At 70.8% G+C, this 22280-nt stretch carries 21 protein-coding genes, 1 tRNA gene and 1 pseudogene; 12 read left to right on the top strand and 11 right to left on the bottom strand.

The genetic code is table 11. From position 1 onward, the window contains the following. Both Vqi01_RS22035 and Vqi01_RS22030 read right to left on the bottom strand, forming a co-directional pair. Positions 1-1200: a glycosyltransferase family 4 protein gene (locus Vqi01_RS22035; RefSeq protein ID WP_204036732.1), complete on the bottom strand. Its 1200-nt coding sequence runs from the start codon at positions 1198-1200 to the stop codon at positions 1-3. Next, positions 1187-2251, bottom strand: coding sequence for a glycosyltransferase (locus Vqi01_RS22030; protein WP_239098575.1), 1065 nt, complete (start codon positions 2249-2251; stop codon positions 1187-1189). Before Vqi01_RS22030 ends, Vqi01_RS22035 begins: the two co-directional genes overlap by 14 nt. A 286-nt stretch (positions 2252-2537) precedes the next feature. On the opposite strand from Vqi01_RS22030, the gene Vqi01_RS22025 reads away from it, so the two are divergent. The 3 genes from Vqi01_RS22025 (at position 2538) to Vqi01_RS22015 (ending at position 7018) form a co-directional block, all read left to right on the top strand. After that, a complete protein-coding gene (locus Vqi01_RS22025; RefSeq protein WP_204036731.1) occupies positions 2538-4385 on the top strand; it encodes an arabinofuranosyltransferase in 1848 nt (615 codons plus the stop codon). A 119-nt stretch (positions 4386-4504) separates the two neighbouring features. After that, the gene (locus Vqi01_RS22020; RefSeq protein WP_204036730.1) at positions 4505-5773 is read left to right on the top strand and encodes a DUF1800 domain-containing protein; all 1269 of its coding nucleotides are present in this window, start codon (positions 4505-4507) and stop codon (positions 5771-5773) included. Next, complete coding sequence (locus Vqi01_RS22015) at positions 5774-7018, top strand: DUF1501 domain-containing protein (protein WP_204036729.1); 1245 nt, start codon at positions 5774-5776, stop codon at positions 7016-7018. It begins immediately after the preceding gene. A 17-nt stretch (positions 7019-7035) separates the two neighbouring features. Here the strand turns inward: Vqi01_RS22015 and Vqi01_RS22010 are convergent, their stop codons facing one another. Next, complete coding sequence (locus tag Vqi01_RS22010) at positions 7036-8502, bottom strand: sugar transferase (RefSeq protein WP_239098574.1); 1467 nt, start codon at positions 8500-8502, stop codon at positions 7036-7038. Positions 8503-8612: 110 nt separating this feature from the next. Further along, positions 8613-9710: an LCP family protein gene (locus Vqi01_RS22005; RefSeq protein WP_204036728.1), complete on the bottom strand. Its 1098-nt coding sequence runs from the start codon at positions 9708-9710 to the stop codon at positions 8613-8615. A 167-nt stretch (positions 9711-9877) separates the two neighbouring features. Between Vqi01_RS22005 and Vqi01_RS22000 the strand changes: the two genes are divergently transcribed. Both Vqi01_RS22000 and Vqi01_RS21995 read left to right on the top strand, forming a co-directional pair. Beyond that, positions 9878-10711: an O-methyltransferase gene (locus Vqi01_RS22000; protein ID WP_204036727.1), complete on the top strand. Its 834-nt coding sequence runs from the start codon at positions 9878-9880 to the stop codon at positions 10709-10711. Positions 10712-10715: 4 nt separating this feature from the next. Next, positions 10716-11525, top strand: a complete 810-nt coding sequence (locus Vqi01_RS21995; protein ID WP_204036726.1) for an MOSC domain-containing protein — start codon at positions 10716-10718, stop codon at positions 11523-11525. On the opposite strand, the gene Vqi01_RS21990 is transcribed toward Vqi01_RS21995, so the two are convergent. The 3 genes from Vqi01_RS21990 to bcp form a co-directional block, all read right to left on the bottom strand. Then, entirely contained in the window at positions 11522-12085 is a 564-nt protein-coding gene (locus Vqi01_RS21990; RefSeq protein ID WP_204036725.1) for a GNAT family N-acetyltransferase, read from the bottom strand. The two genes, Vqi01_RS21995 and Vqi01_RS21990, sit on opposite strands and share 4 nt — an antisense overlap. Positions 12086-12150: 65 nt before the next feature. Beyond that, a tRNA-Leu gene (locus tag Vqi01_RS21985) sits at positions 12151-12236 on the bottom strand. A gap of 102 nt (positions 12237-12338) precedes the next feature. Then, positions 12339-12815, bottom strand: coding sequence for a thioredoxin-dependent thiol peroxidase (gene bcp, locus Vqi01_RS21980; protein ID WP_204036724.1), 477 nt, complete (start codon positions 12813-12815; stop codon positions 12339-12341). A 197-nt stretch (positions 12816-13012) separates the two neighbouring features. Here bcp and Vqi01_RS21975 point away from each other — a divergent pair, with 197 nt between their 5' ends. From Vqi01_RS21975 to Vqi01_RS21960, 4 genes are read left to right on the top strand one after another with little or no spacing between them, the layout of a single operon-like run. Further along, the gene (locus Vqi01_RS21975) at positions 13013-13723 is read left to right on the top strand and encodes an energy-coupling factor ABC transporter permease (protein WP_204036723.1); all 711 of its coding nucleotides are present in this window, start codon (positions 13013-13015) and stop codon (positions 13721-13723) included. Continuing rightward, the gene (locus tag Vqi01_RS21970; protein WP_204036722.1) at positions 13720-14118 is read left to right on the top strand and encodes a PDGLE domain-containing protein; all 399 of its coding nucleotides are present in this window, start codon (positions 13720-13722) and stop codon (positions 14116-14118) included. Before Vqi01_RS21975 ends, Vqi01_RS21970 begins: the two co-directional genes overlap by 4 nt. Before the next feature lie 5 nt (positions 14119-14123). Then, on the top strand, positions 14124-14894 hold the full coding sequence (gene cbiQ / locus Vqi01_RS21965; RefSeq protein WP_204036721.1) for a cobalt ECF transporter T component CbiQ: 771 nt from the start codon (positions 14124-14126) through the stop codon (positions 14892-14894). Next, positions 14891-15664 carry an energy-coupling factor ABC transporter ATP-binding protein gene (locus Vqi01_RS21960; RefSeq protein WP_204036720.1) on the top strand — a complete coding sequence of 258 codons (774 nt, stop codon included), beginning with the start codon at positions 14891-14893 and terminating at the stop codon, positions 15662-15664. Before cbiQ ends, Vqi01_RS21960 begins: the two co-directional genes overlap by 4 nt. On the opposite strand, the gene Vqi01_RS21955 is transcribed toward Vqi01_RS21960, so the two are convergent. The 4 genes from Vqi01_RS21955 to Vqi01_RS21940 are packed head-to-tail and all read right to left on the bottom strand — an operon-like array spanning position 15636 to position 18553. Continuing rightward, positions 15636-16751 carry a hypothetical protein gene (locus Vqi01_RS21955; protein WP_204036719.1) on the bottom strand — a complete coding sequence of 372 codons (1116 nt, stop codon included), beginning with the start codon at positions 16749-16751 and terminating at the stop codon, positions 15636-15638. The genes Vqi01_RS21960 and Vqi01_RS21955 overlap by 29 nt on opposite strands. Next, positions 16748-17464, bottom strand: a complete 717-nt coding sequence (locus Vqi01_RS21950) for a DsbA family protein (RefSeq protein WP_204036718.1) — start codon at positions 17462-17464, stop codon at positions 16748-16750. The genes Vqi01_RS21955 and Vqi01_RS21950 overlap by 4 nt, the downstream gene beginning before the upstream one ends. Next, the gene (locus Vqi01_RS21945; RefSeq protein WP_204036717.1) at positions 17457-17945 is read right to left on the bottom strand and encodes a MauE/DoxX family redox-associated membrane protein; all 489 of its coding nucleotides are present in this window, start codon (positions 17943-17945) and stop codon (positions 17457-17459) included. The genes Vqi01_RS21950 and Vqi01_RS21945 overlap by 8 nt, the downstream gene beginning before the upstream one ends. Continuing rightward, on the bottom strand, positions 17942-18553 hold the full coding sequence (locus Vqi01_RS21940) for a sigma-70 family RNA polymerase sigma factor (RefSeq protein WP_372444400.1): 612 nt from the start codon (positions 18551-18553) through the stop codon (positions 17942-17944). Before Vqi01_RS21940 ends, Vqi01_RS21945 begins: the two co-directional genes overlap by 4 nt. A 212-nt stretch (positions 18554-18765) precedes the next feature. Here Vqi01_RS21940 and Vqi01_RS21935 point away from each other — a divergent pair, with 212 nt between their 5' ends. The 3 genes and pseudogenes from Vqi01_RS21935 to Vqi01_RS30945 all read left to right on the top strand — a co-directional run. Continuing rightward, on the top strand, positions 18766-20430 hold the full coding sequence (locus Vqi01_RS21935) for a copper resistance CopC/CopD family protein (protein WP_204036716.1): 1665 nt from the start codon (positions 18766-18768) through the stop codon (positions 20428-20430). A gap of 13 nt (positions 20431-20443) precedes the next feature. Further along, positions 20444-21211 carry a YcnI family copper-binding membrane protein gene (locus Vqi01_RS21930; protein ID WP_204036715.1) on the top strand — a complete coding sequence of 256 codons (768 nt, stop codon included), beginning with the start codon at positions 20444-20446 and terminating at the stop codon, positions 21209-21211. Positions 21212-21933: 722 nt separating this feature from the next. Further along, positions 21934-22280 (top strand): annotated as a pseudogene (locus tag Vqi01_RS30945) (hypothetical protein); the annotation flags it as partial.

The raw sequence follows: 22280 nt of genomic DNA, 5'->3' as shown, positions 1-22280 counted from the left end.
CTACCGCCTGCCCTTCTCGGTCGAGCCGGCTGCCGACGAGAATTCCTGGAAGAAGGCGGCATGGGCGGTCGTGCATTCGGCGTCGGAGAGAATGCCAGGCGTTCCGGCCGCGCCGGCGGCGAGTGCCAGCCGCATCTCCGGCGAACCGGCGAGTTTGCGCAGCGCTGTGGCGAGATCCTCCGGCCGGTCGGGCTGCACGAGCAGCCCGTTGGATCCGCTGCGGATCCACTCGCTCGGTCCGCCGCCCTCCGTCGCGATGAGCGGCTTGGCCCGAGCCATGGCCTGAAGCACGGTCTGGCCGAGCGGCTCCGGCCGCACTGACGCGTGTACCAGCACGTCCATCGAGTCGATGAAGGCGGGCACATCGTCAATGTGCCCGAGGAAGGTGACCTGGTCGGCGATGGCCAACTCGACGGCGAGCGCCCGCAGCTCCTGCTCGTACGCGGCCTCTTCGAACAACGGCGCACCGGCCAGGTACGCCCGGACGCCGGTGCCGCGGAATGCGTCGGCGAAGGCGCGCAGGAAGACGTGCTGACCCTTCCACCGTTGCAGGCGACCGAGCATGCCGACCGCCCGGACCTCGGACCGTACCTGCGGCGCGGTGACCCGGTGGCGCAGGCCGCTCGGGCTCTGCAGTACCGCCCGCCGTACGCGGGTGGGCAGCCGGTCGGCGGCTGAGGCAAGGGTTGTCCGCGAGTTGGCGATCACTCCGTCGACGCGCGGGAGTGCCAGCCGGGTGAAGGCTGCGTACCCGAATCGACCCATGCTCTCGGGCGTGACCAGGTCTCGGAGATGGACTACGAGAGGAACTTGCCGTCCCCTGCTGGCAAAAGCGCAGATGATCGCGGCGGCGGCGGTGTTGGCGTGGACCAGGTCGGCCGCGCCGAACAGCGGACTGCGCCGAAGCGTGCTGGCCGCAGCGCGCAGCGACGCCAGGTACCGCGCCGCGAGCATCGGGCTGCGGCTGCGCGTGCCACCGACCGGAAGCCTCGGCAGCCGCTGTTCAACGGTGACCCCGCGCCCGGCCAGCCCGCCGAACGCATCGCCGCCTGGTGGGCAGCAGAGCATGGCCGTCCAGGGCGGATCGGTGGTGAGGAGCCGGGCCAGCGCCAGTTCGGCCCCACCTCCGTGCCCGGTGTGACTGACGTGCAGTACCCGCATCGGCGGTGCGCCACCGTCGGCCTGATCAGCGGCACTCATCGTCGATCCACGCCGTCATCTCCGCCGCGAAGCGGATCGGGGAGAAGGCGGTGGCATGGGCGGCGATCCGCTGGGTGGACAGCTCGTTGAGCCGTTGCACGAACCACGCGTGGTCCGCCGGCTCCGTGGAATCCACCAGAAACCCGGTCTCGCCGTCGATGACTGTTTCCAGGAGGCCGCCACGGCGCAGCCCGATCACTGGCGTGCCGCACGCCTGGGCCTCGACCGGGATGATGCCGAAGTCTTCGTGGACGGGGAAGAGCAGGGCCCGCGCGCCCCAGTAGAGTCGCCGCAGCCGCTCCCGGTCGGGCCGAACCTCGAAGGTGATCGGCACAGTAGCCCGCGCCGCGAGTCGACGCAGCTGAGCCTCCTGAGGGCCGGAACCCGCGAGCACGAGGGGTAACCCAGCCTTTTCCGCGATCGCCATGATGAGGTCGAAATTCTTGTACGGGATCCAGCGCCCCACCCCGAGCAGATAGTCACGGGCCTGTGCCCGATCGCTGGCCGGCGCAGAGGCGAACCAGTCGACGTCCACCGGCGGGTTGATGACGACTGCATCGCGTTGCCAGTACTGCCGGATCCGGGCCTGCACCTCCCGCGAGTTCGCCGCATACCCGTGCACGTGTTTGCTGAGGCGAACGTCGATGCTCTGTAGCGCACGCCGGGGCACCCTCAGCAGCGGGTTTGATCCGCGGCCGTCGAAGGCCGGGCTCCAGATGTACCGAGCCGGGGCGTGTACGTAGCTGAGATGGGTGGTCGTTTCAGGCGGACCGAGCTTGACGGTGTGCGCGAAGGCGTGGCTCGACGAGATGACCACGTCGAAGCGTTGACGGCTGAGTGTCCGCCAGACCAGCGGCATCAGTGGCAGCGCAACCGCCTTGCTGTGCCGCAACGGCGTTCGTGCCAGCCACGATTCTCGGAGCCCGGGCTCGGTGGCGTCCCGGTCCCTCCATAACACGAAACGCTCGCCGTGCGGGACCAGGTCGGCGATCTGTCGGAAGACCTGCTCCGATCCGCCGGTGGCGCCGAACCACTCATGCACGAGTGCCACCGAGCGACCGACCAGCACGATCCACCCATCCCCGCACGACCGGCATTCCGACGGCCGGTGATGCTACCGGATTCCCGTCCTCACCGGGGTCCGCAACTGCGCACGTCGGCGCCGTGCGCGGGACCGCTGGCACTCGGGGGATCCGCTACGCTGCTGCCCGAGCGGCGGGGGCGAGGGGTACATGCAGGACACTGCCGAGGGATCGGATGCCGTGCTGACGAGCGCACGCCAAGCGGGGGTCGCACTGCCACCGCCGGGACGAGCCGACGATAAGACACCGCACGAGGTGCATCCCCGGTCCGGGATCCGGCAGTGGCTCGGGGCGGCCCGGCCGCTCTTCTTCGCCGGCCTGGTGGGTCTCGTCGTGTTGGGGATCCACGTTCTCGCGCTCAGAGCCGGCGCGCACCCGAGGTCCGGGCGGACGGAGTACGGTCTGCACACCGCTGCCATGGTCGTCGCTGCGCTGGCAGTTGGCGCGGTGTGGTGGGCTCGGCGGACCGGTCGGACGTGGGACAGCGACCTGCTTCCTGCCCTGTTTGCCGGGCTCGCCGGGCTGACAATGCTCACCGCGCTGCACGGCACTCCGTTCGACGCTTACGGCGTGCAGGGCGACCAGTCCTTCCGCACCGCGATGGTCACCCGTTTCGCGGACACCTGGCAGCTCGTCGACTACACCTACCGCGACCTGCCGGGCTACTACGCCCCGGGGTACTTCTGGCTGCTCGGCAGGGCCGCATACCTGACCGGCGTGGCTCCTTGGCACATCCTCAAGTTCGGCGCGATCGCCGTCGCCTTCGCCGTACCGTCGGTGTCCTATCTGTTCTGGCGGCGCCTCGTGGCACCGCGGCACGCCGCGCTCATCTCGGCCATACCACTGATCGTGCCGGACCTGTACGAGAGCTATGGCTGGCTGGTCCAGTTGGCCGTGATCCCCTGGTGGCTGGAAGCCGTCCACGGATTGACCCGGTCGGGCCTGCGTCGCCGGCACCCCATCGTGCTGGGACTGATCGGGGCGGTGCTGTTCTGCGTTTATTACTACTATTTTTTCCTTTTCGTGTTGGTCTTCCCCCTGTTTCTGGCCATGCAGTGGCGGCGCGGTGAGTTGGATCGGCGGGCTGCGGGCCGAGGCCTGCTCGTCCTCGGCATCGCCGCCCTGGGCTCGGCGGTCTTCTGGGCGCCGCTGGCCTGGAACTTTCTCACGGCACCACATTTCGAGTCGCTAAACAACCGGTGGATCACGCTGAACTCCGGTGATCTGGCGCTACCCATGCTCGAGCCAAGCGTGGTCGGCGCGCTCTGCCTCCTCGGCCTTGGTTACCTCATCCTCACCGCCCGGGAGGCGCTGTCCCGGTCGCTGCTGGTCGTGCTCGTCGCGCTGTACCTCTGGCACGCCCTGGGCTTCGTCTTCCTCGCGCTGGACGTGCCGCTGATGTCATTCCGGATGAAGGCGCTGGTGCCGTTGGTGCTGCTGAGCGCGGCAGCGCTGGGGCTGGTGCGGGGTGTGCGATGGATCCTCGGCCGGATCTCGGTGCCCGCGATGTGGCCGGTCGTCGCCGTCGGCGCGGGCCTGCTCGCCCTCCTGGTTGGCGACGGATTCGTCAACCGGGTGGTCGATGACCCGCGGATTCACGCGGCGCACAACGAGACACTGCCGGACGGCACGCTGCCACCCTTCCACGACACCGACAAGCAACCCACTCTCCCCGCGGCGACCAGGGTGGACGCCCTGATCCAGGCCACCTATCGGGGAGCCGGTCACCCGGTGGTCCTCTCGGACCGAACCCACCTCTTCGCCTACCAGCCCTACTACGGATTCGTGCAGTGGAACGCCAACTACTCACACCCCACCGCCCAGTACCACCGCCGGCTGGAGTTCCTCGAGGAGACAGCGGGTTCGGTGTCGCCGGTTGAGTTCGCCGCGAAGACCGGCGACAACTCTCACGACCGGATCGACGCCATCGTGCTCCGGGTGGACGGGGACAATTTGGTCTATCGCACCTACGACGACGATTTTCCGTTCGGTACGAAGGCCAGGACGATCATGATCCCGAGCCGCTTGGTCACTTCAGAGCACTTCGAGTTGACTGAGATCGACGGCTACCTGGTGGCTGTACGGCGGCCGGTTGGGGCCTGAGCCGCCAGCTGGACGGACAAGACGCCGAGGCTCGTCGGCCAACCTCGGCGTGTGCAAGGCGCGCAGGATCCATACAGGACGGCGGCGGTCACCGCGTTCACGTCGCCTATGGTTGGCGTATGACCGGGGACGTCGCGCTGCTGCTCCGCCGCGCTGGCTTCGGTCCGACCGCGGCGGAGCTGGCGGCAGCGACAAAGATCGGCTACGCCGCCACGCTCATGACGGTGACCGCGCCGGCGGGGCCTGACATCGGTGCCACCAGCGCTCCCCTCCCACAACTCGGGCCCGATGCCTACGCGGCCAATCCGAACCCGAGCACTGAGCAACGAGCTGCCGCTGACAAGGCCCGAGAGGAGCAGGCCGAGCAACTGACGCGGTGGTGGCTGGACCGGATGACCGTCGCCGACCACCAGGCGTTGGAAAAGCTGATTTTCTTCTGGCACGGGCATTGGGCTACGTCCATTCGTAAGGTCAAGAGCCCTCAGCTGATGCTGGCCCAGCACCGCACCCTTCGCTCTGCCCCGAACTTCGCCGATATGGCCCGTCGCATGGTGGTGGACCCGGCACTCGTGCACTGGCTCGACGGGCAGTTCAACACCCGAAAGGCTCCCAACGAGAACCTCGCTCGGGAGCTCTGCGAGCTCTTCATGCTTGGTCACGGGCATTACACCGAGACTGACGTCAAGGAGGCTGGGCGGGCATTGACCGGTTGGCGGCTCGACCTGAAGGCGGAGCGTGTTGTTCTCGACCCGAGCGCGCGCGACACCGGAAGCAAGACGGTCCTCGGTGCACAGGCCGAGTTCACCGCCCGGAGCCTGGTCGATCTGTTGCTCCGCCAGCCCGCCTGCGCCGAGTTCATCGCCGGGCGGCTCTGGTTCCGCTACGCCTCGTCCACCGAGCCGATTCCGCCGGCGACCCGGGATCGAATGGTCGCGGCGTTTCCCGCTCCGATGGCGATGCTGCGGGCGCTCTTCGCCGATGACGCCTTCCAGGCCACCGCCGGCACGTTGGTCAAACAGCCGATCGAGTGGATGGTCGGTGCGATGCGCCAGTTGGGCGTTCGCCCGGCGAACATTCCCCGTGACACGCTGACCCAACTCTGCGACGGGCTGGGCGGGCTGGGGCAGCGCCCCTTCGCGCCTCCGAGCGTCGGTGGCTGGCCGGCCGGAGCCGCCTGGCTCACGTCAGCTGCGGCGCGGCTGAAGCTCAGCCTGGCCGGCAAACTGGCGAGTCAGCTTGAACCCGGCCGCCTCACCCCGGAAAACGTGGCGGCCATCCTTTGCGTGGATCGGTGGACCAACCGGACGTACGCGGTCCTGCGGAAGGTGGACAATCCCCGCATGCTGTTGACCCTGGGCCTGGTCAGCCCCGAGTACACGGTGACGTAGATGGATGCTCTTACCCGACGTCGATTCCTGCTCGCCTCTGGCGTGACCGGTGCGGCCACGCTGGCCGCCGGCGGGGGTGCTTTGGCCTTCTCTCGGCTGTTGGGCGGCGCCGCTAGCGAAGCCGAACCACCCGCCGACACGCTCGTCCTGGTCACCCTGTACGGCGGTAACGACGGGCTCAACACGGTCATCCCCTACGCCGACCCGGCCTACCACGCCAACCGGCCGGAGCTCGCGTACCCGGGCGAGAGGGTTCTGCCACTGGACGACGAGCTTGGCCTGAACCCGGTGCTGACGGGGTTGAAGCGGCTGTGGGACGGCAAGCGACTGGCAATCATCCTGGGCGTCGGATACCCCCGGCCCGACCGGAGCCACTTCCGCTCCATGGACATCTGGCAGACCGGTGTGCCCGATGTCCCGGCAACCACCGGCTGGATCGGCCGCTGGCTGGATGACACCGAGGCACCCGTGGGCACCGCGGTCAGCTTCGAGCCGGTCATTCCGCCGCTGCTGGTGGGACGCCGACGCATCGGCTCCTGCATCAGTTATCAAGGACTGGACATGCCGCCCTGGGTCGATCCGGGGCTGGTCGCGGAACTCGGTCGTACCGAGCCGGGAGAGCCGGAAATGTCGGCCCGGGCTGCCTCGGCGTACACCGACCTGATCGAGTTGCAGCGGGTCATCGGAGGCGTCGACGAGGCGACCGGTTCGCCGAAGGCCGTCGCGGAGCCGGCGGTCCCGGCGACCGGCACCGGTGGCGAGAGCGCCCTCTCTGCCCAGCTTGCCCTGGTCGCTCGCTGCGTGGAGGTCGGTGTGCCGACCCGGGTCTACTCGGTCAGCCTGGGTGGTTTCGACACCCATGCCGATGAGCTGCCCACACAGGAATTACTGCTGCGTCAGCTCGATACGGCACTGTCGTCGTTCGCGGACCGGATGGCGCAGTCCGTAGCCGGCCGCCGGGTCACTGTCGTCGTCTACAGCGAGTTCGGTCGCCGGGTGCGGGCCAACGCGTCGGACGGCACGGATCACGGTACGGCCGGCCCGGTCCTGGTTCTGGGTCAGCGGGTAGTGGGTGGCTTCTACGGCGAGCAGCCGAGCCTGACGGACCTGGACCACGGCGATCTCAAGGCCACAACCGACTTCCGAGACGTCCTCGGCAGCATCGTGGGATCGGTGCTGCAGGCCGATCCGAGCCGCTACTTCGAAGGGTACGAGCCGCGACTGCTGCCGCTGAGCACCGGCTGAGGTTACCGGGGCGGCCGTCAGCGACCACCGGCCCGCAGCACCTCCGCAACAGTCCGCAGTATGACCTTGATGTCGAGCCAGAGCGACCAGTTCTCGATGTAGTAGTTGTCGAACCGCGCCCGATCGGAGATCGGGGTGTCGCCGCGTAGGCCGCTGACCTGCGCGAGCCCGGTGAGCCCGACGGGCACCCGATGCCGTGCCGCGTAGTTCGGGTACCGCGCCGAGAACTGCTCGACGAAGTGTGGCCGCTCCGGCCGGGGACCGACCACGCTCATGTCACCGCGCAGGATGTTCCACAACTGGGGCAGTTCGTCCAGGGAGGTGCGGCGCATGAAGCGGCCGATCGGGCTCACCCGCTCGTCGTCCGCGATGGACCACCTGGTCTGTGACTCCTGCTCGTCGAGTGGACGCATCGAGCGGAACTTGATGACCTTGAACGGCTTGCCGTACCGGCCGACCCGCTCCTGCTGGAACAAAACGCCCCGGCCGCCGTCGAGGAAGGTGGCGATGGCGCAGAGCAGCAGCACCGGACTCAGCACCACCAGCGCGACCGCGGCGAAGACTATGTCCGAGGCCCGTTTGATGGCCCACCTCGGCCCGGAAAACGTGACATCGTCGATCTTGACGATCGGGATCGCCCCGATGTGGTCGGGATAGCCGCCCTGCGAACGTGAGCCCCACAGGCCGGGCACCGCCCAGAGGTCGCATCGGGAGCTACCGGGCCGCAGCAGCGTCTCCATGAGGACGGACTCCGAGCAGTCCGGATCGGCGATGATCAGTACCTCGCACTCCAGGAGTCGCACGAGATGTTCGAGGTCGTTGAGGCCACCGCTCAGCGGCAGGGCCCCGGTCTCCTGCCGTGACGCTGCGTCCACGCAACCGACGAACCGCAGACCGTACCGGGGATGACGGCGCAACAGCCGGGCCAACTCGAGACCGGTCGGCCCGCTGCCGATGATGACGGCGTTGTGCTCCACCCATCGATGCTTGCGCACGAAGACGATGAGCGTACGACTGACCGTGCGACCGACGATGATCAGCCCCGCCGAGAGTGCGACGTCGCGCATGAACTCGCTGACGTATTCCACGGAGGAGTGCCGCTGTGCCGCGATGATGGCGACCACCGCCGCGGAGGCCAGTAGCCGGCCCCCGAGGCTCGGCAGCTCGTCGAGGATGCTCACGTGCCGGCGTGGCCGGTAGTGTCCGCCGGACCAGAGGATGGCTACCGCCAGCGTGGCGTAGGCCAGCATCCCGCGCCAGTACGTCTGGGTCAGCAGCAACGGGGTGGTCAGCGCGGCGACGTCGATGGGGAGCGTCATCATCCAGGCACGGACCCAGCGGGTGCGCGACGAGGCCCGGGATCTCGCGTACGGCAGAACCGCGGTCGTCTCGACCGCGGTGCGGGCCTCCTGTTGCGGAATCACCTGCTGTGCCAGCCCACCGAGGTGCGCTCCGGTATGACCGGCTGCCGGTTGGGCCGGCATGGTCGGCGCTCTCCCCGTGAGTCCCCCGGCCGCGCTACATGACTGAGGGCGACCGCGTGACACGGCCGGGCGGGAGCCGACATCATTGGTCAGCATGCCTGTTCGAGTTCCTACTTCGCAGCAGCCAGAATTTCTGGCACCGCGTCCCGACGGACCGCGTCGAAGAGCTCGTCCGCTTTCGCCTTGTCGGCCAGCACCACGCTTTCGTTGCCGATCATGCCGGTGCCCTTGGTCGGGCAGGTGAGAAAGGTCAGGTTGCCGCCACGCAGGTGACGCAGCTCCATCCCGAGGTCCAGCAGGGACATCGACTCGTCGACCGCCACCGCGTCGGCGGTGGCCCGGACGAAGGAGTTCAGCTTGGTGGGGCTGGTCAACGTGCCGCCGGAAGCAGCGGTGTCCAGAATCGACTTGATGACCTGCTGCTGGTGCTTGATGCGGGTGAAGTCGCCGTCGGCGAAGGCGTACCGCTCACGGGCGTAGTCCAGCGCGGCGGCCCCGTCCATGGTTTGCTTGCCCGCGACGAACTCACGCCGGCCGTCCGGATTCAGCGAGTGCCGCGAGGTGAAGCCCTTGTCGACGGTGATTTCGATGCCGCCGAGGGCGTCGACGATCTCCTTGAAGCCGGAGAAGTCGACCATCGTCACGTGGTCGATGCGGACGCCGGTGAACTTCTCCACCGTCTGCACCATCAGCGGGACGCCGCCCCAGGCGTACGCGGCGTTGATTTTCGCGTCCCGGCCGCCTCGGCCCTCGCGGGACTTCGGCACGCTCACCCAGGTGTCCCGGGGGATGGAGATGAGTTGGGCGCTCGACCGGTCCTTCGGCAGGTGCGCCAGGATAATGGTGTCGGTGCGGGAGCCGGAGGTGTTGTCCGGATCGCGGGTGTCGCTGCCCAGGATCATGATGTTCATGGCACCCGTCGCGACGGCCTGCGGGCGGGTCTCCTCGGGGACCCCCTCGAAGGCGTCGACGCGTTCGATGCTGGACTCGACCGAGCGGTAGTAGAGGCCGCCGGCAAGTACGCCACCACCGGCCAGGAGCACCAGCACCAGGGCACTGATCAGGGCGATCCGCTTCCACCGGCGTCGCCGTCGTGGACTCCCGGTGCTCGACTCTGCCGTCGGCTGCTTGTCGATGCCCTTCTGCTCTGCCGGAGGTCTGTCGAAGAGCAGGGTGTCGGGATCGCCGTCCCCGTGGTGTTGGCGCATGTGGAGGATGCTACTGATTTGGACACGCGGTTCGCATTCCCCTTTGGCGTCAACTGCGTTTCGTCGCCGAGCCGGAGCACGGCGCGAGGCACAATTGTGATAATGAGGAAATCGGACAACTCGCGCTTGTTGCCCGCATGTTCTCCTCGGTCTGGTAGAACCTCGCCGTGGACGCCGTCAAGCTGCGTCGGGCGCTGGCCCGTACGCGCCTCGCCCGGGTTGCCGCCTTTCCGAAACGCCTGGCCACCGTCGCCCGTCACGACGCCAAGGTGCTGAGGGTCTCGGCGCGATGGTTGGTCGCTTCGCGGGAACATCACAACTACACGTACGAGTTGACCAAACTCAGCCGCAGCCACCTCGCCTGGTTCGTCAGTGTGGTCTGCGACCTGCCCGTGAAACAGGTGCGTGAATACCTGACCGAAATCGAGTCGGACGACGAGCTGCGCCGGCACATCGCCTCGGCCACCGCGGCAGCGGTGCGCCGCGGGCTGGCCGACAAGCAGGTCCGGTACGCCCGCCGCATCGGCTGGTACGCGATCGTGCGCGCCCGCAGGCCGAGGCACATCGTGGAGACCGGTGTGGACAAGGGACTGGGCAGCTGCGTGCTGGCCGCCGCCCTGCTGCGCAACGCCGCGGAGGGGCACCCGGGCCGGCTCAGCTCCATCGACATCAACCCGGAGGCCGGCTACCTGGCCCGTACCGCGCCCTGGTCGGAGGTGATCGATCTGATCATCGGTGACTCGGTCGAGTCGATCGGCGTGCTGGACCGACCGGTCGACCTGTTCCTGCACGACAGCGACCACAGCCGGGGCCACGAGCGGCGCGAGTTCGAGGCCGTGGAGCCCAAGCTGGCCCGGGGGGCGATGCTCCTCACCGACAATGTCATGCACACCAACGTGCTGGCCAACCACGCCGAGCGCACCGGCCGCCGATTCCTCGCCTACCGGGAGACGCCGGCCAACCACTGGTACCCGGGCGACGGCATCGGCGTGGCATGGTAGCCGGGTGCGGCTGAGCGCGATCCACACGTACCCGATCAAGGGTTGTCGGGGGCTCGACCACGACGCGGCCACGGTGGCGCCGTGGGGGCTGGACGGGGACCGACGTTGGATGGTGGTCGACGCCGACGGGGTCGGCGTCACCCAGCGTGAGGCCGGCACGTTGGTCAAGGTGCATGCCCGTCCGGTTGCCGGCGGTCTGCTGCTGCGGGCCGACGGCCACCGCGACCTGCTGGTGCCCGAACCGGACGGGGTCGCCCCGGTGCGGGTGCGCACCTTCCGCCGCCGCCCGCTGCGGGTCGAGGCGTTGCCCGCCGGCCCGGCCGCCGACGCCTGGCTCGGCGCGGTACTGGGCCGGCCGGTGCGACTGGTCCGGCTGGCCCGGCCGGCCCGGCACATCAGGCGCGGCGACCGGGAGCACGACCCCGGCGACCAGGTCAGCTTCGCCGACGCGTACCCGGTGCTGCTGACCAGCACCGCCTCGCTGGCCGCGCTCTGCGACGCGGGCGGGTGGCCGGTGCCGATGGCCCGCTTCCGGCCCAACCTGGTGGTGGACGGCGCCCCCGCATGGGCCGAGGACGACTGGGTGGGGCGGCCGTTGCGGATCGGCGACCTGGCCTTTCGCGCCGCCGGCCCGTCGGCCCGCTGCCTGGTCATCACCATCGACCAGGAGACTGGCGTACGCGAACGGGAGCCGCTGCGCGCCCTCGCGCGGCACCGCAACATCGGCCGCAAGCTCCTGTTCGGGCTGTACCTGCTGCCGCCGGAGCACGGCCGGGTGCGGCTCGGTGATCCGGTGGAGTTGACCGACTCTTAGCTTTCGCGGTGCTGCGCCACCCCGACGGCGTCGGGGCGGGCGTCGGTCAGGTCGAGCCACATGAGGATCTCGTCGCGATCGTCGCCGGGGGCGACCCGCAGGGCAGCGGGCCACCGCCCCACCTCCCGGTAGCCCAGGCGGCGGTAGAACCGGTCCAGCCCCAGCCCGTCCCGTACGGTCACGTGCAACGCCGCCAACCCCAGGTCGCGGGCGATCCGCTCGGCCTCGCGCATGAGCGCCTCGCCGAAGCCGCGCCCCTGCGTGTCGGGGTGGACCATGACCCGGGTGAGCACCCGCAGGTGCGGCTTCAGATGGAAGCGCGGGTCGGTGAAGATCGCCATGGCGACGAGCCGGTCGCCGTCGTAGCCGAGCAGTAGCCGGTCCGGGCCGTCCGCGATGCCCGCCAGCGTCGGGTCGGCGATCGTGTGTACCTGCTCGGCGGTGACCGGTGCCACGAAGCCGACCGCGCCGCCGGCGTTGGTGACGTCGACCCAGAGCGCGACGATCGCCGTACGCAGCTCCGGGGTCAGCTCAGGATCGAGGATGAATCGCAGACTCACGGCGCTCATCCTTACCGGAGGCTGAGCCGACCGCCCGTGATCGTGATGCTCCCGACAGGGTGCTGTGGTGCGGGAGGGGGGATTCGAACCCCCACGTCCTTTCGGACAATAGGACCTAAACCTACCGCGGCTGCCGTTACGCCACTCCCGCCGACCTCGATGATTCTAGAGTGTCGGTTCGTAACCGTGTTAAGCCCGGCACGTCCCTCACTGCACCATCGATGGTCAGGATCGACTGCGCCTGCGACCGGGCCTAGTCCAACCCGAGGTCGCGACGGAGTTTGGCGACGTGGCCGGTGGCCTTGACGTTGTAGAGCGCCCGCTCGATCTTGCCGTTCTCGTCGATCACGAACGTCGAGCGGATCACTCCGGTGACCGTACGGCCGTAGGACTGCTTCTCGCCGTATGCCCCGTAGGCGGTCAGCACCGCCTTGTCGGTGTCGGCGACGAGCGGGAAGGTGATCGCGTCGCGCTCGCGGAATTTCGCCAGCTTCTCCGGCATGTCCGGCGAGATGCCGACCACTTCGTAGCCTGCGGCCTGCAGAGAGGCGAGCGAGTCGCGGAAGTCGCAGGCCTGCTTGGTGCAGCCGGGAGTCATCGCGGCCGGGTAGGCGTACAGGACGACCTTGCGGCCGCGCAGGTCGGCCAGGGTGAGCTGCCCGCCGGTGTCGGTGGGCAGGGTGAACTCGGGCGCCGGATCACCGGGGGAGAGGCGAACGGGTGCGGTCATGGCACGACCCTACCGTCGTGCCGGGGTGGCCCGCCGCGCCGCCGTGCCGGTCCGGCTCGTGTCGCCGCACCACTTGACCACGGGCGCGGTGGCGGCGACGAACACTTGGCTGTTGCAAGGTATTGGCAACAGCACATGATTGGAAATAGGCTCACCCTTGCCGGCGAGCGCGGGCCCGCCGTCACGTGGGAGGTCACGTGGAAACTCTGGCCATGCACATCTCGAACGGGATCATCAACGGTCCCGTCGCCGCAGCCTTCGGGGTGATCGCACTGGCGGCGCTGACGGTCTGCGTCCGGCGCGGCCGGCTGGACCTGGACGATCGGCTGGCACCGATGGCCGGCCTGGTCGCGGCGTTCATCTTCGCGGTGCAGATGCTCAACTTTCCGATCTTCACTGCCGGGGTCAGCGGTCACCTGCTCGGCGGTGCGCTCGCCGCCATGCTGGTCGGCCCCTGGGTCGGCGCGCTCTGCATCGCGGTGGTGCTGGTCGTGCAGGCGCTCGTCTTCGGCGACGGGGGCGTGGCGATGCTCGGGCTGAGCATCACCAACATGGCCGTGATCGCCGTCGCGGTGGCGTATTTGCTGATCGCCCTGCTGCTGCGGGTGCTGCCGCGTACCACCACCGGGTTGGCCGTGACGGCCTTCGTCGCCGCGTCGGTCAGCGTGGTCGTCGCGGCGATGGGCTTCGTGGTGCAGTACTGGCTCGGCGGCACCGCCGACCTCGGCGGCAACCTGGCCGGGCTGGCCGGGACGATGGCCGCGTCCCACCTGTTCATCGGCATCGGCGAGGGCCTGATCACCGCCACCACGGTGGTCACCGTGGCGAAGGTCCGACCCGACCTGGTGTACGCGCTGCGCAAGCCGGCTGCATCGGCGACCATCGCGACCGTCGGAGGTGTCCGATGAGGAAGTGGAGCTTCATCGTCGGTGGTCTGCTCGTCGCCGTGCTGCTGGCCGGCGTGGTGAGCAACTTCGCCTCGCCGCACCCCGACGGGCTGGACTCGTCGCTGTTGGAGGGCTGCACCCTCGACACCCGCGGCGAGATCACCGGCGGCAGTTGCCCCGCCCAGCAGGAGCAGGAGCACGAGATCGGTGGTCCGCTGACCGACTACGGCATCGCGGGTCTGGACAACGAGTTCCTCTCCACCGGGCTTGCCGGCGTGTTGGGCGTACTGCTGACCTTCGCCGTGGCCGGCGGTGCGTTCTGGCTGGTCCGCCGCCGTGAGGCCGGGTACGCGCCGAAGGCGGGCGGGCCGCGGGACGCGGATCAGCCGGGCACGTCCGCCACGAGCCAGGGATAGCACCGGTGGGGGCCGGCCACGCGCACGTGCTGTACCGGGAGTCCGACTCGCCGGTCCACCGGCTGCCGCCCGAGGTGAAGATCGTCGCGATGGTGGCGTTCACCGTCGCCGTGGTCGCCACCGCGCGCGAGGCGCTCTGGGCCTTCGGCGCGTACGCCCTGCTGGTCGCAGTCGTGGCGGGGCTGGCCCGGGTGAGTGCCCGCTGGCTGCTGGTCCGGTCGACGATCGAGCTGCCGTTCGTGCTCTTCGCCTTCGCGTTGCCGTTCCTCGGCGCGGGCGAGCGGGTGGACCTGCTCGGCTTGAGCCTCTCCGCCGAGGGCCTCTACGGCGCGTGGAACATCCTCGCCAAGGGCACCCTGGGCGTCTGGGCGTCGCTGCTGCTGGCCGCGACCACCACCACCCGGGATCTGATCGTCGGGCTGGACCGGCTGCGCTGCCCGCAGATCCTCACCCAGATCGCCATCTTCATGCTGCGATATCTGGACGTGCTGGTCGGCGAAGCCCGCCGGATGCGGATCGCCCGATTGTCCCGGGGCGACGACCCGCGGTTCCTGTGGCAGCTGCGCGGCTTCGCCGCCGGCGTCGGGTCGCTGTTCCTGCGCGCCTTCGAGCGCGGCGAGCGGGTCTACCTGGCGATGCTGTCGCGCGGCTACACCGGCCGGATGCCCGCGGTGTGGCCGGGCGCGGGCGCGGCGACGGCCGGGCAGTGGCTGGTCGGCGCCACCGTGCCGGTCCTGGCGGGTGCCGTCGCCGCCACCGCCGCCGTGCTGACATGATTCCCGGTGTGCCGCCGATGGCCCCCAGCCTGGATGTCCGTGGCGTCCGATACGCCTATCCGGACGGTCACCTCGCGCTGCACGGGGTCGACCTGACGGTGGCCCGGGGCGAGCGGGTGGCCCTGCTCGGCCCGAACGGCGCCGGCAAGACCACCCTGGTGTTGCACCTCAACGGCATCCTCACCGCCACCGAGGGCAGCATCGCCGTCGGTGGCCTGCCGGTCAGCCCCGACCGGGCCACCCTGGCGGAGATCCGCCGACGGGTGGGCATCGTCTTCCAGGATCCCGACGACCAGCTCTTCCTGCCCACCGTCGCCGAGGACGTGGCGTTCGGACCGGCCAACCTCGGGCTACGCGGGGCGGAACTCGCCGCCCGGGTGGACGAGGCACTGGTCGCGGTGGGCATGTCCGAGCACCGGGTCCGGGCACCGCACCACCTGTCCTTCGGGCAGCGCCGCCGGGTGGCGGTGGCCACCGTGCTCGCCATGCGCCCGGAGATCCTGGTGCTCGACGAACCCTCGTCGAACCTCGACCCGGCGGCCCGCCGGGAACTCGCCGCCATCCTGCGGTCCCTGCCGGTGACCCTGCTGATGGTCACCCACGACCTGCCGTACGCCTTCGAACTCTGCGACCGTTCGGTGATCCTCGACGGTGGCCGGATCGTGGCCGACGGGCCGACCGCCGAGCTCCTCGGCGACGAGGACCTGCTCGCCCGGCACCGCCTCGAACTTCCCTACCCGTTCAGCGCTTCGCTGCCTCCACGCCGGTGACCGCCGAGCGGCCGGTGGCGTGCAGGCGCAGGACGGCGGCGGCCAGGGCCCCGGCCCCGGCGACGACGACCAGCACGACCAGCACCCGGGCCGCCGTAGCCGGCCACGGCACCGGCGGCACGGACCGGGCGAACACGGCGGCGTTGGTCACCCCGGCGAACAACGCCAGACACGCCCCGGCCAGGGCCACCACGAAGTCGACGTTCGACCGACGGTTACCGTCGGCCACCGACGCCGGCGAGCCGGCGATCAACGCCCGCCAGCCGGCGACGATCGCCCCGAGCCCGACCAGCAGCGCCCACACCTGGCCGGTCAGCAGGCCGCCCAGCACCCCACCGATCCCCTCGGCCCCGTCGTCGCGTACCCGCCCGACAGTGAGCAGCACGGCGGCCAGCCCGCCGCAGACCAGCAGCCCGCCGAGCCCGGCCAGCGCCCGTCGACCCGGCGCCGAGGCGGCCGGCAGCAACCCGACCGCGCCGACCGCGAGCGCGCCGAGCGTGACCAGCACCCACCAGGTGTACGCGTCCGGCGGCGGCACCCAGTCCAGGGTGCCCCGGATCTCCAACGGCCCGTCGGTGGCGCGCAGCGGCACCACCCAGTCGCGTACCCGATGCTCCCGGTCGGGCGCGGCGCGGACCTGGGCGGGCGGTCCCGGCTCGCGCCACAGCGCCCGCTGGTCGTGCCAGCGCACGGTCGGCCCGTCGTCGACCCGCTGCCAGGCCGGCGCGGCGGCCGGGTCGACCTCGGCCGGCAGTACCGTGTCGCCGGCGATGGTCCGGTTCAGGTAGGTCGCGGGCGAGCGGATGTTCTCGAACACGCCGTCCGGGCCCACCCGCAGGTACGGCTCGCCCGAGTAGCCGATCACCTCGACCGGTTCGCCGCCGGTGTTGGTCAGCTCCAGTCGAGCCCCCGCCTCGACCACCCGGACCCGAAGCTCCGGCCGCGCCGGGGTCACGGCGGTGACCTCGGCGCGGTAGTCGCTGCCGTTCGGCGCGTCCGCGCCGTGGGCCGTGGCCGGGCCGGCGGTGGCGAGCAGGGCCGCGACCACACCGGCGAGCAGCAGCGCGACCCGGGTCAGCAGGGTCACCGCCCGGCCGCCTCCACCGCCGCGATGATGTTCGCCGGCGACCAGTCCCGCACCGGCTCGCCGTTGACCCGGACCGTCGGCGTGCCGGTGACGTTGGCGCGGCTCGCCGCGTCGGTGACGTGGGCGCTCCACGACCGGTACTTCCCGTCGCGGACGCAGCCGCCGAAGGCCTCCCGGTCCAACCCGACCTCGGCGCCGATGTCGATCAACTGGTCGTTGCTGAGCCCGGCACCGTTCTCGGCTGGCTGCCGTTCGAACAGCGCCTTGCCGAACTCGGTGAACTTGCCGCCCTCGGCGGCGCAGCCGGACGCGGCCGAGGACCGGGTCGAGTAATCGGTGCTGGAGAAGCGGTTCAGGTAGGCCACCGGGTGGTACACCGCCCGGATCTTGCCCTCGCTGATCAGCTGGTCGATGGTGGCGCCGCTGGTCTGCTCGAACCGCTTGCAGGCGGGGCAGAGGTAATCCTCGTAGATGTCGACGGTGACCGGCCCGGAGCCGACCACGATGCCGGTGCCGGTGTCGTTGGCCCCCGGCGGTGCGATGAACTTTCCGCCGCGCTGGCCCGAAAAGACGCTCCAGCCGATCAGACCGGCGATGACCAGCACCACCACCGCGCCGAGCGAGATCCACAGCATCCGCTTGCGGCGGCGCTCCCGGGCCAGCTGTTCCCGGACCACGCGGGCCGCGTCCTTGCGCCCCTTGCGACTACTCATTTTCGTCCTCCACCAGTTCGCTCGTCAGCGCGCCGTCCACCGAGACGGCCGTCCGGGGCCAGATCAGCAGGAACCCGGCCAGCGCCAGGAAGCCCAGGTCCCGGAGGATCTCCGGGAGATAGCTGGCGTCCTGCCCGGCCGGCAGCTCGCCGCCCGTGCCGAAACAGCCGCAGTCGATCGCCAACCCGCGCGCCCAGGCCGAGACGATGCCGGCGATGAAGACCAGCAGCAGCGCCGCGGAGATCCCGGCGACCAGCTGGGTGGCCAGCCCGAGCAGCAGCAGTACGCCCAGCGCCAGCTCGACGAAGGGCAGCGCCGCGCCGACCACCATCGCCACGTCGTACGGCATGATTTGGTACGCGTGCACGGAGCGGCCGGAAGCGGCCAGGTCGCCGACCTTGGTGGCGCCGGCGTAGAGCCAGACGGCTGCCAGTCCGAGCCGGACGGCGAGCCCGAGCCAGCGGCGCCACCTGCCGTTCACCCCGCTCGCGCCTCACCGATCGAGTCGACCAGTTCGGCGCGGGCACGGGCCACCCGGGATCGGATCGTGCCCACCGGCACCTTCTCCACGGCAGCGGCCTCGGCGTAGGACAGGCCCAGCAGTTGGGTCAGCACGAACGCCCCGCGCCGCTCGGCGGGCAGCCGGCGGACCAGGTCGGCCGCGCCGAGCGACGCGGCCGGGTCGGGGTGCGGCACGTCGGTGTGCGCCTGGGCGGTGAGCCGCTGGTCGAGGCGCCGTCGCCGAACCACCGTACGCAGGTGGTCGGCGCAGGTCCGCCGGGCGATGCCGAGCAGCCACGTACGCGCGCTGGAGCGCCCCTCGAAGGCGGGCAGCGCGCGGAACGCCCGCAGGTACGTCTCCTGGGTGAGATCGTCGGCGCTGTCCGGATCGACCAGGGCCGCCGCGAACCGCCACACCTCGACCTGGGTGGCCCGGACGAACGCGGCCTGTGCGGTCGGATCGCCGTCGCGGGCGGCCAACGCCCACCTGGTGGCGTCGTTGCCGGCCGGCTTCGCGCACTCCGGCACGCCTCCGCCGCCGTCCATGGGATCGGCGGTGGCGGCGGTGTCGCGCGGCACGGGGATCACGACAAGCCAGGTTACGCGGCAGCGCGCCGAGCAGCAGAGTCCTTCGGCCCTTCCATGGTCTGCGCCACGTCGGGAACTTTTCCGCCGTGCCGACCGACTAGTCGCTCGTGATCCCCCGCCAGGTGCTTGCGCGCGTGTCCGCGCGCGGTCGAGGCGATCTTTCTTATTCGCAGCCGCCGATGGCTCGCCTTGCGGGTGGGTTTTCGGAGAGCATGGCGGACATGACTGCCGCCCCTCGCCGCCGCTTCGCCCGGCTGGCTGCCGCCGCCGGTTTACTGGTCACCGTCGCCGCCCTGCTGCTCGCCCCGGCCAGCCCGGCCACCGCCCACGCCGTGCTGAACAGCAGCAGTCCCGCCGCCTCGTCCGTGGTGTCCACCGCCCCCGCCGAGGTGGTGCTCACCTTCAGCGAATCGGTACGCAAGGTGCCGGACAAGATCCGGGTCATCGCGCCGGACGGCTCCCGCGCGGACCGGGGCGAGCCCACCTTCGCCGACAGCGTGGTCAACATCCCGGTCGACCCGTCCGGCCCCAACGGCACCTACCTGGTCACCTACCGGGTGATCTCCGCCGACAGCCACCCGGTCTCCGGTGCGTTCACCTACTCCGTCGGCGCGCCCTCCGAGCCGCCGGTGGACAGCGGCGACGACGGCCGGGCCGACCCGACGGTCAGCAACGCGATCAAGGCCGCCAAGTTCGTCGGCTACGCCGGGCTGCTGCTGCTGGTCGGCTCCTCCCTGGTGCTCGCCCTGCTCTGGCCGCGCCGGCTCTCCCGGCGCGGCCCGGCCCGGCTGGCCTGGGCCGGCCTCGGGCTGGTGGCGCTCGCCACGGTCGCGATGATGCTGTGGCAGGTGCCGTACACCAACGGTGGCGGATTGTTCGACATCACCGGTGCGGGGCTGAGCCTGGTGTTCGGCAGCGTCTTCGGCGCCGTGCACCTGGTCCGGCTGGGGCTCCTGGCCGCCGCGGCGGTCCTGCTCCGGCCCCTGCTGGCCGGGCCGGTGGGCCGCACCGACCTGGTGGTTCTCGGGGCGCTCGGCGCGGGCGCGCTGCTCACCTGGCCGTTGTCCGGGCACCCGGCGGCCTCGCCCGCCCCGGCCGTGTCGGTGCTCGTCGACGCGGTGCACCTGGGCGGGATGGCGGTCTGGCTGGGCGGGCTGGTGATGCTCGCCGTGTTCCTGCTGCCTCGGGCGGACGAGCGGGAACTGGGCGCCATCCTGCCGATCTGGTCGCGGTGGGCCGCCCTGGCGGTGTCGGCGCTGCTGCTGGCCGGCATCGTCCAGGCGCTGATCGAGGTGGCCACCCCGGCGGCCCTGTTCGGCACCCGCTACGGGCAACTGGTGCTGGCCAAGATCGGGCTGTTCGCGCTGGTGATCGGGGTGGCCGCGTACTCCCGTCACCTGGTGCGCAAGCGGCTCGCGGCCAGCCGTCCCGCGTCGCTACGCCGGGCGGTCTGGGTGGAGTTGGCGATCACCGCGATCGTGCTCGGCGTGTCGGCGACCCTGGTGCAGACCACCCCCGCCCGCACCGCCTCGTCCAACGTGGCCGGCGCCGAGGCCGACTACTTCGCCACCACGCTCACCAGCCCCCTGTTCTCGCTCCAGGTCGAAGTGGCGCCGGCCGAGCGGGGCAACAACTCGTTGCACTTCTACGCGTACACGCCGGATAACCGACCGCAGCCGGTGCTGGAGTGGAAGGCAACCGTGGCGCTGCCGTCAGCCGGGATCGAACCGATCGACGTCCCGGTGCTGGCGCTCACCGACAACCACGCCACCGGGGAGATCAACCTGCCCTCGGCGGGGGAGTGGCAGCTGCACATCACCGCCCGCACCACCGAGATCGACCAAGACACGGTGACCGCCACCGTGCCGATCCGATAGAGAGGTCCCATCGATGATCCGTCACCGGCGTACCGCAGGCGCTGCTGCCGCCCTGACGCTCGGCGCCGTCGCCATGGCCGTGTTCGGCTTCGTGGCGCCCGCGTCCGCGCACGTCACGGTCAACCCGAAAGAGGCGACCCAGGGCGGCTACGGCCGGTTCGCGTTCCGGGTGCCCAACGAGAGCGACACGGCGTCGACCACCAAAGTGGAGATCTTCCTGCCCGAGAACGCCCCGGTCGGCTCGGTGTCGACGATGCCGGTGCCGGGCTGGACGGTGGCGGTGGAGAAGCGCAAGAGCGATCCGCCGGTGAAGGTGCACGGCACCGAGATCTCCGAGGTGGTATCCAAGATCACCTGGACGGCCGGTGCGGACGCGGCGATCGCCCCGGGCACCTTCCAGGAGTTCCCGGTCTCCCTCGGCCCACTGCCCGAGGTGGACCAGATGGTCTTCAAGGCATTGCAGACCTACTCCGACGGCGCCGTGGTGCGCTGGATCGACGAACCGTCGGCGCCGGGCGAGGAGGAGCCGGCCACCCCGGCGCCGGTGCTCACCCTCGCCGCCGCCGCGCCTGAGGCGGCGCCGGCCGAGTCGCCGGCCGCGCAGGCCGATGCGGCCAAGGAAGGCGACGACGGCGACAGCGGGCTGGCCATCGGGCTCGGCGTCGCCGGTCTGGTCGCCGGGCTCGGCGGGCTGGTGCTGGGCGGGCTCGCGTTCGCGCGTACCCGCCGCGAAGGCGCCGTCGCGGTCCGCGACGACGACCCCGCGCCGACGACGGCCTGAGAAGTCACCGCAGCGCCGCCGCGGTCCGGGACGATCCCGCGCCGACGACGGCCTGAGAAGTCACCGCCACGCGGGCCCGCCGGGACACCCCGGCGGGCCCGTCCGCTTTTCCTGTTCTCGACGTGGATATCCGCAGTTCAGCGCCGGGTCGTAGGTAAGGTCGGCCGGGTATCTGGCTACGGAGGGAGACAGGGCGGATGCGTTTCGTGTGGGCACTGGTCGGAATGGTGCTGCTGGCCATCGGCACGACCGCGCTGGTCGGTGCTGCCGCGCTCGGCCTGACGACCGGCCGCGCCGCCCCCGACGGGGTGTTCACCGCGCGGATCGAGAGCATGCGGACGCCAGGGCACGCCGTCGTGGTGACCGATCTCGACGCGCTGGTACGCCGGGAGGTGCCCTTCGCCGGCGGCGGATCCGCCCGATTCCGGCTCGACGCCCGTACGCCGGACGGGCCGGCCTTTGTCGGGCTGGCCCCGGCCGACGAGGCGCAGCGATGGTTGGCGGCGGCGCCGTACGCCGTGGTCCAGCGGATGGCGCTGGCCCGGGGCTCGCTGCCGGTCCGGCTGGAGCAGGTCAACCCGGCGGCCGGCGTGCCGCCGGCAGTCCCGGCCGCCCCCGCCGCACAGACCTTCTGGGTACTCGCCGGCACCGGCGTGCTGGAGTGGAGCCCCGCCGACCTGGCCGGCCGCCGATTGAGCCTGGTGCTGATGCGGCCCGACGGCGGGCCCGACCTGGGCCTGGACCTGCGCGCCGAATTGCGGGCCGGGTGGATCGCCCCGCTCACCTGGGGCTCGCTGGCCGGCGGGATACTGCTGCTCACCCTCGCCGCGCTGGTCCTGCTCCGCCCGATCCGCCCCCGCGAGATCATCTTCGTGGTCGAGCCGGATCAGGTGCCGGTGCTCGCCGGTCGGCTCGGCGTGAGCTCGCTCAGTGGCCTGGGTGTCCCACCGGGACCGCGCCCGCTCCCGCCGGGCCCGCCTCCGCCCGCACCCGGCCCCCGCTCGCTCTCGCCGGTCCCGCGCCCGGCGGCTGAGCGGCAACTCGTCTCCGTAGCCACGACCCCGCCCCG

The sequence above is a fragment of the Micromonospora qiuiae genome, from assembly GCF_016863555.1.
Classification (GTDB): Bacteria; Actinomycetota; Actinomycetes; order Mycobacteriales; family Micromonosporaceae; genus Micromonospora; species Micromonospora qiuiae.
This window is presented reverse-complemented; position numbering and strand designations above follow the sequence as displayed.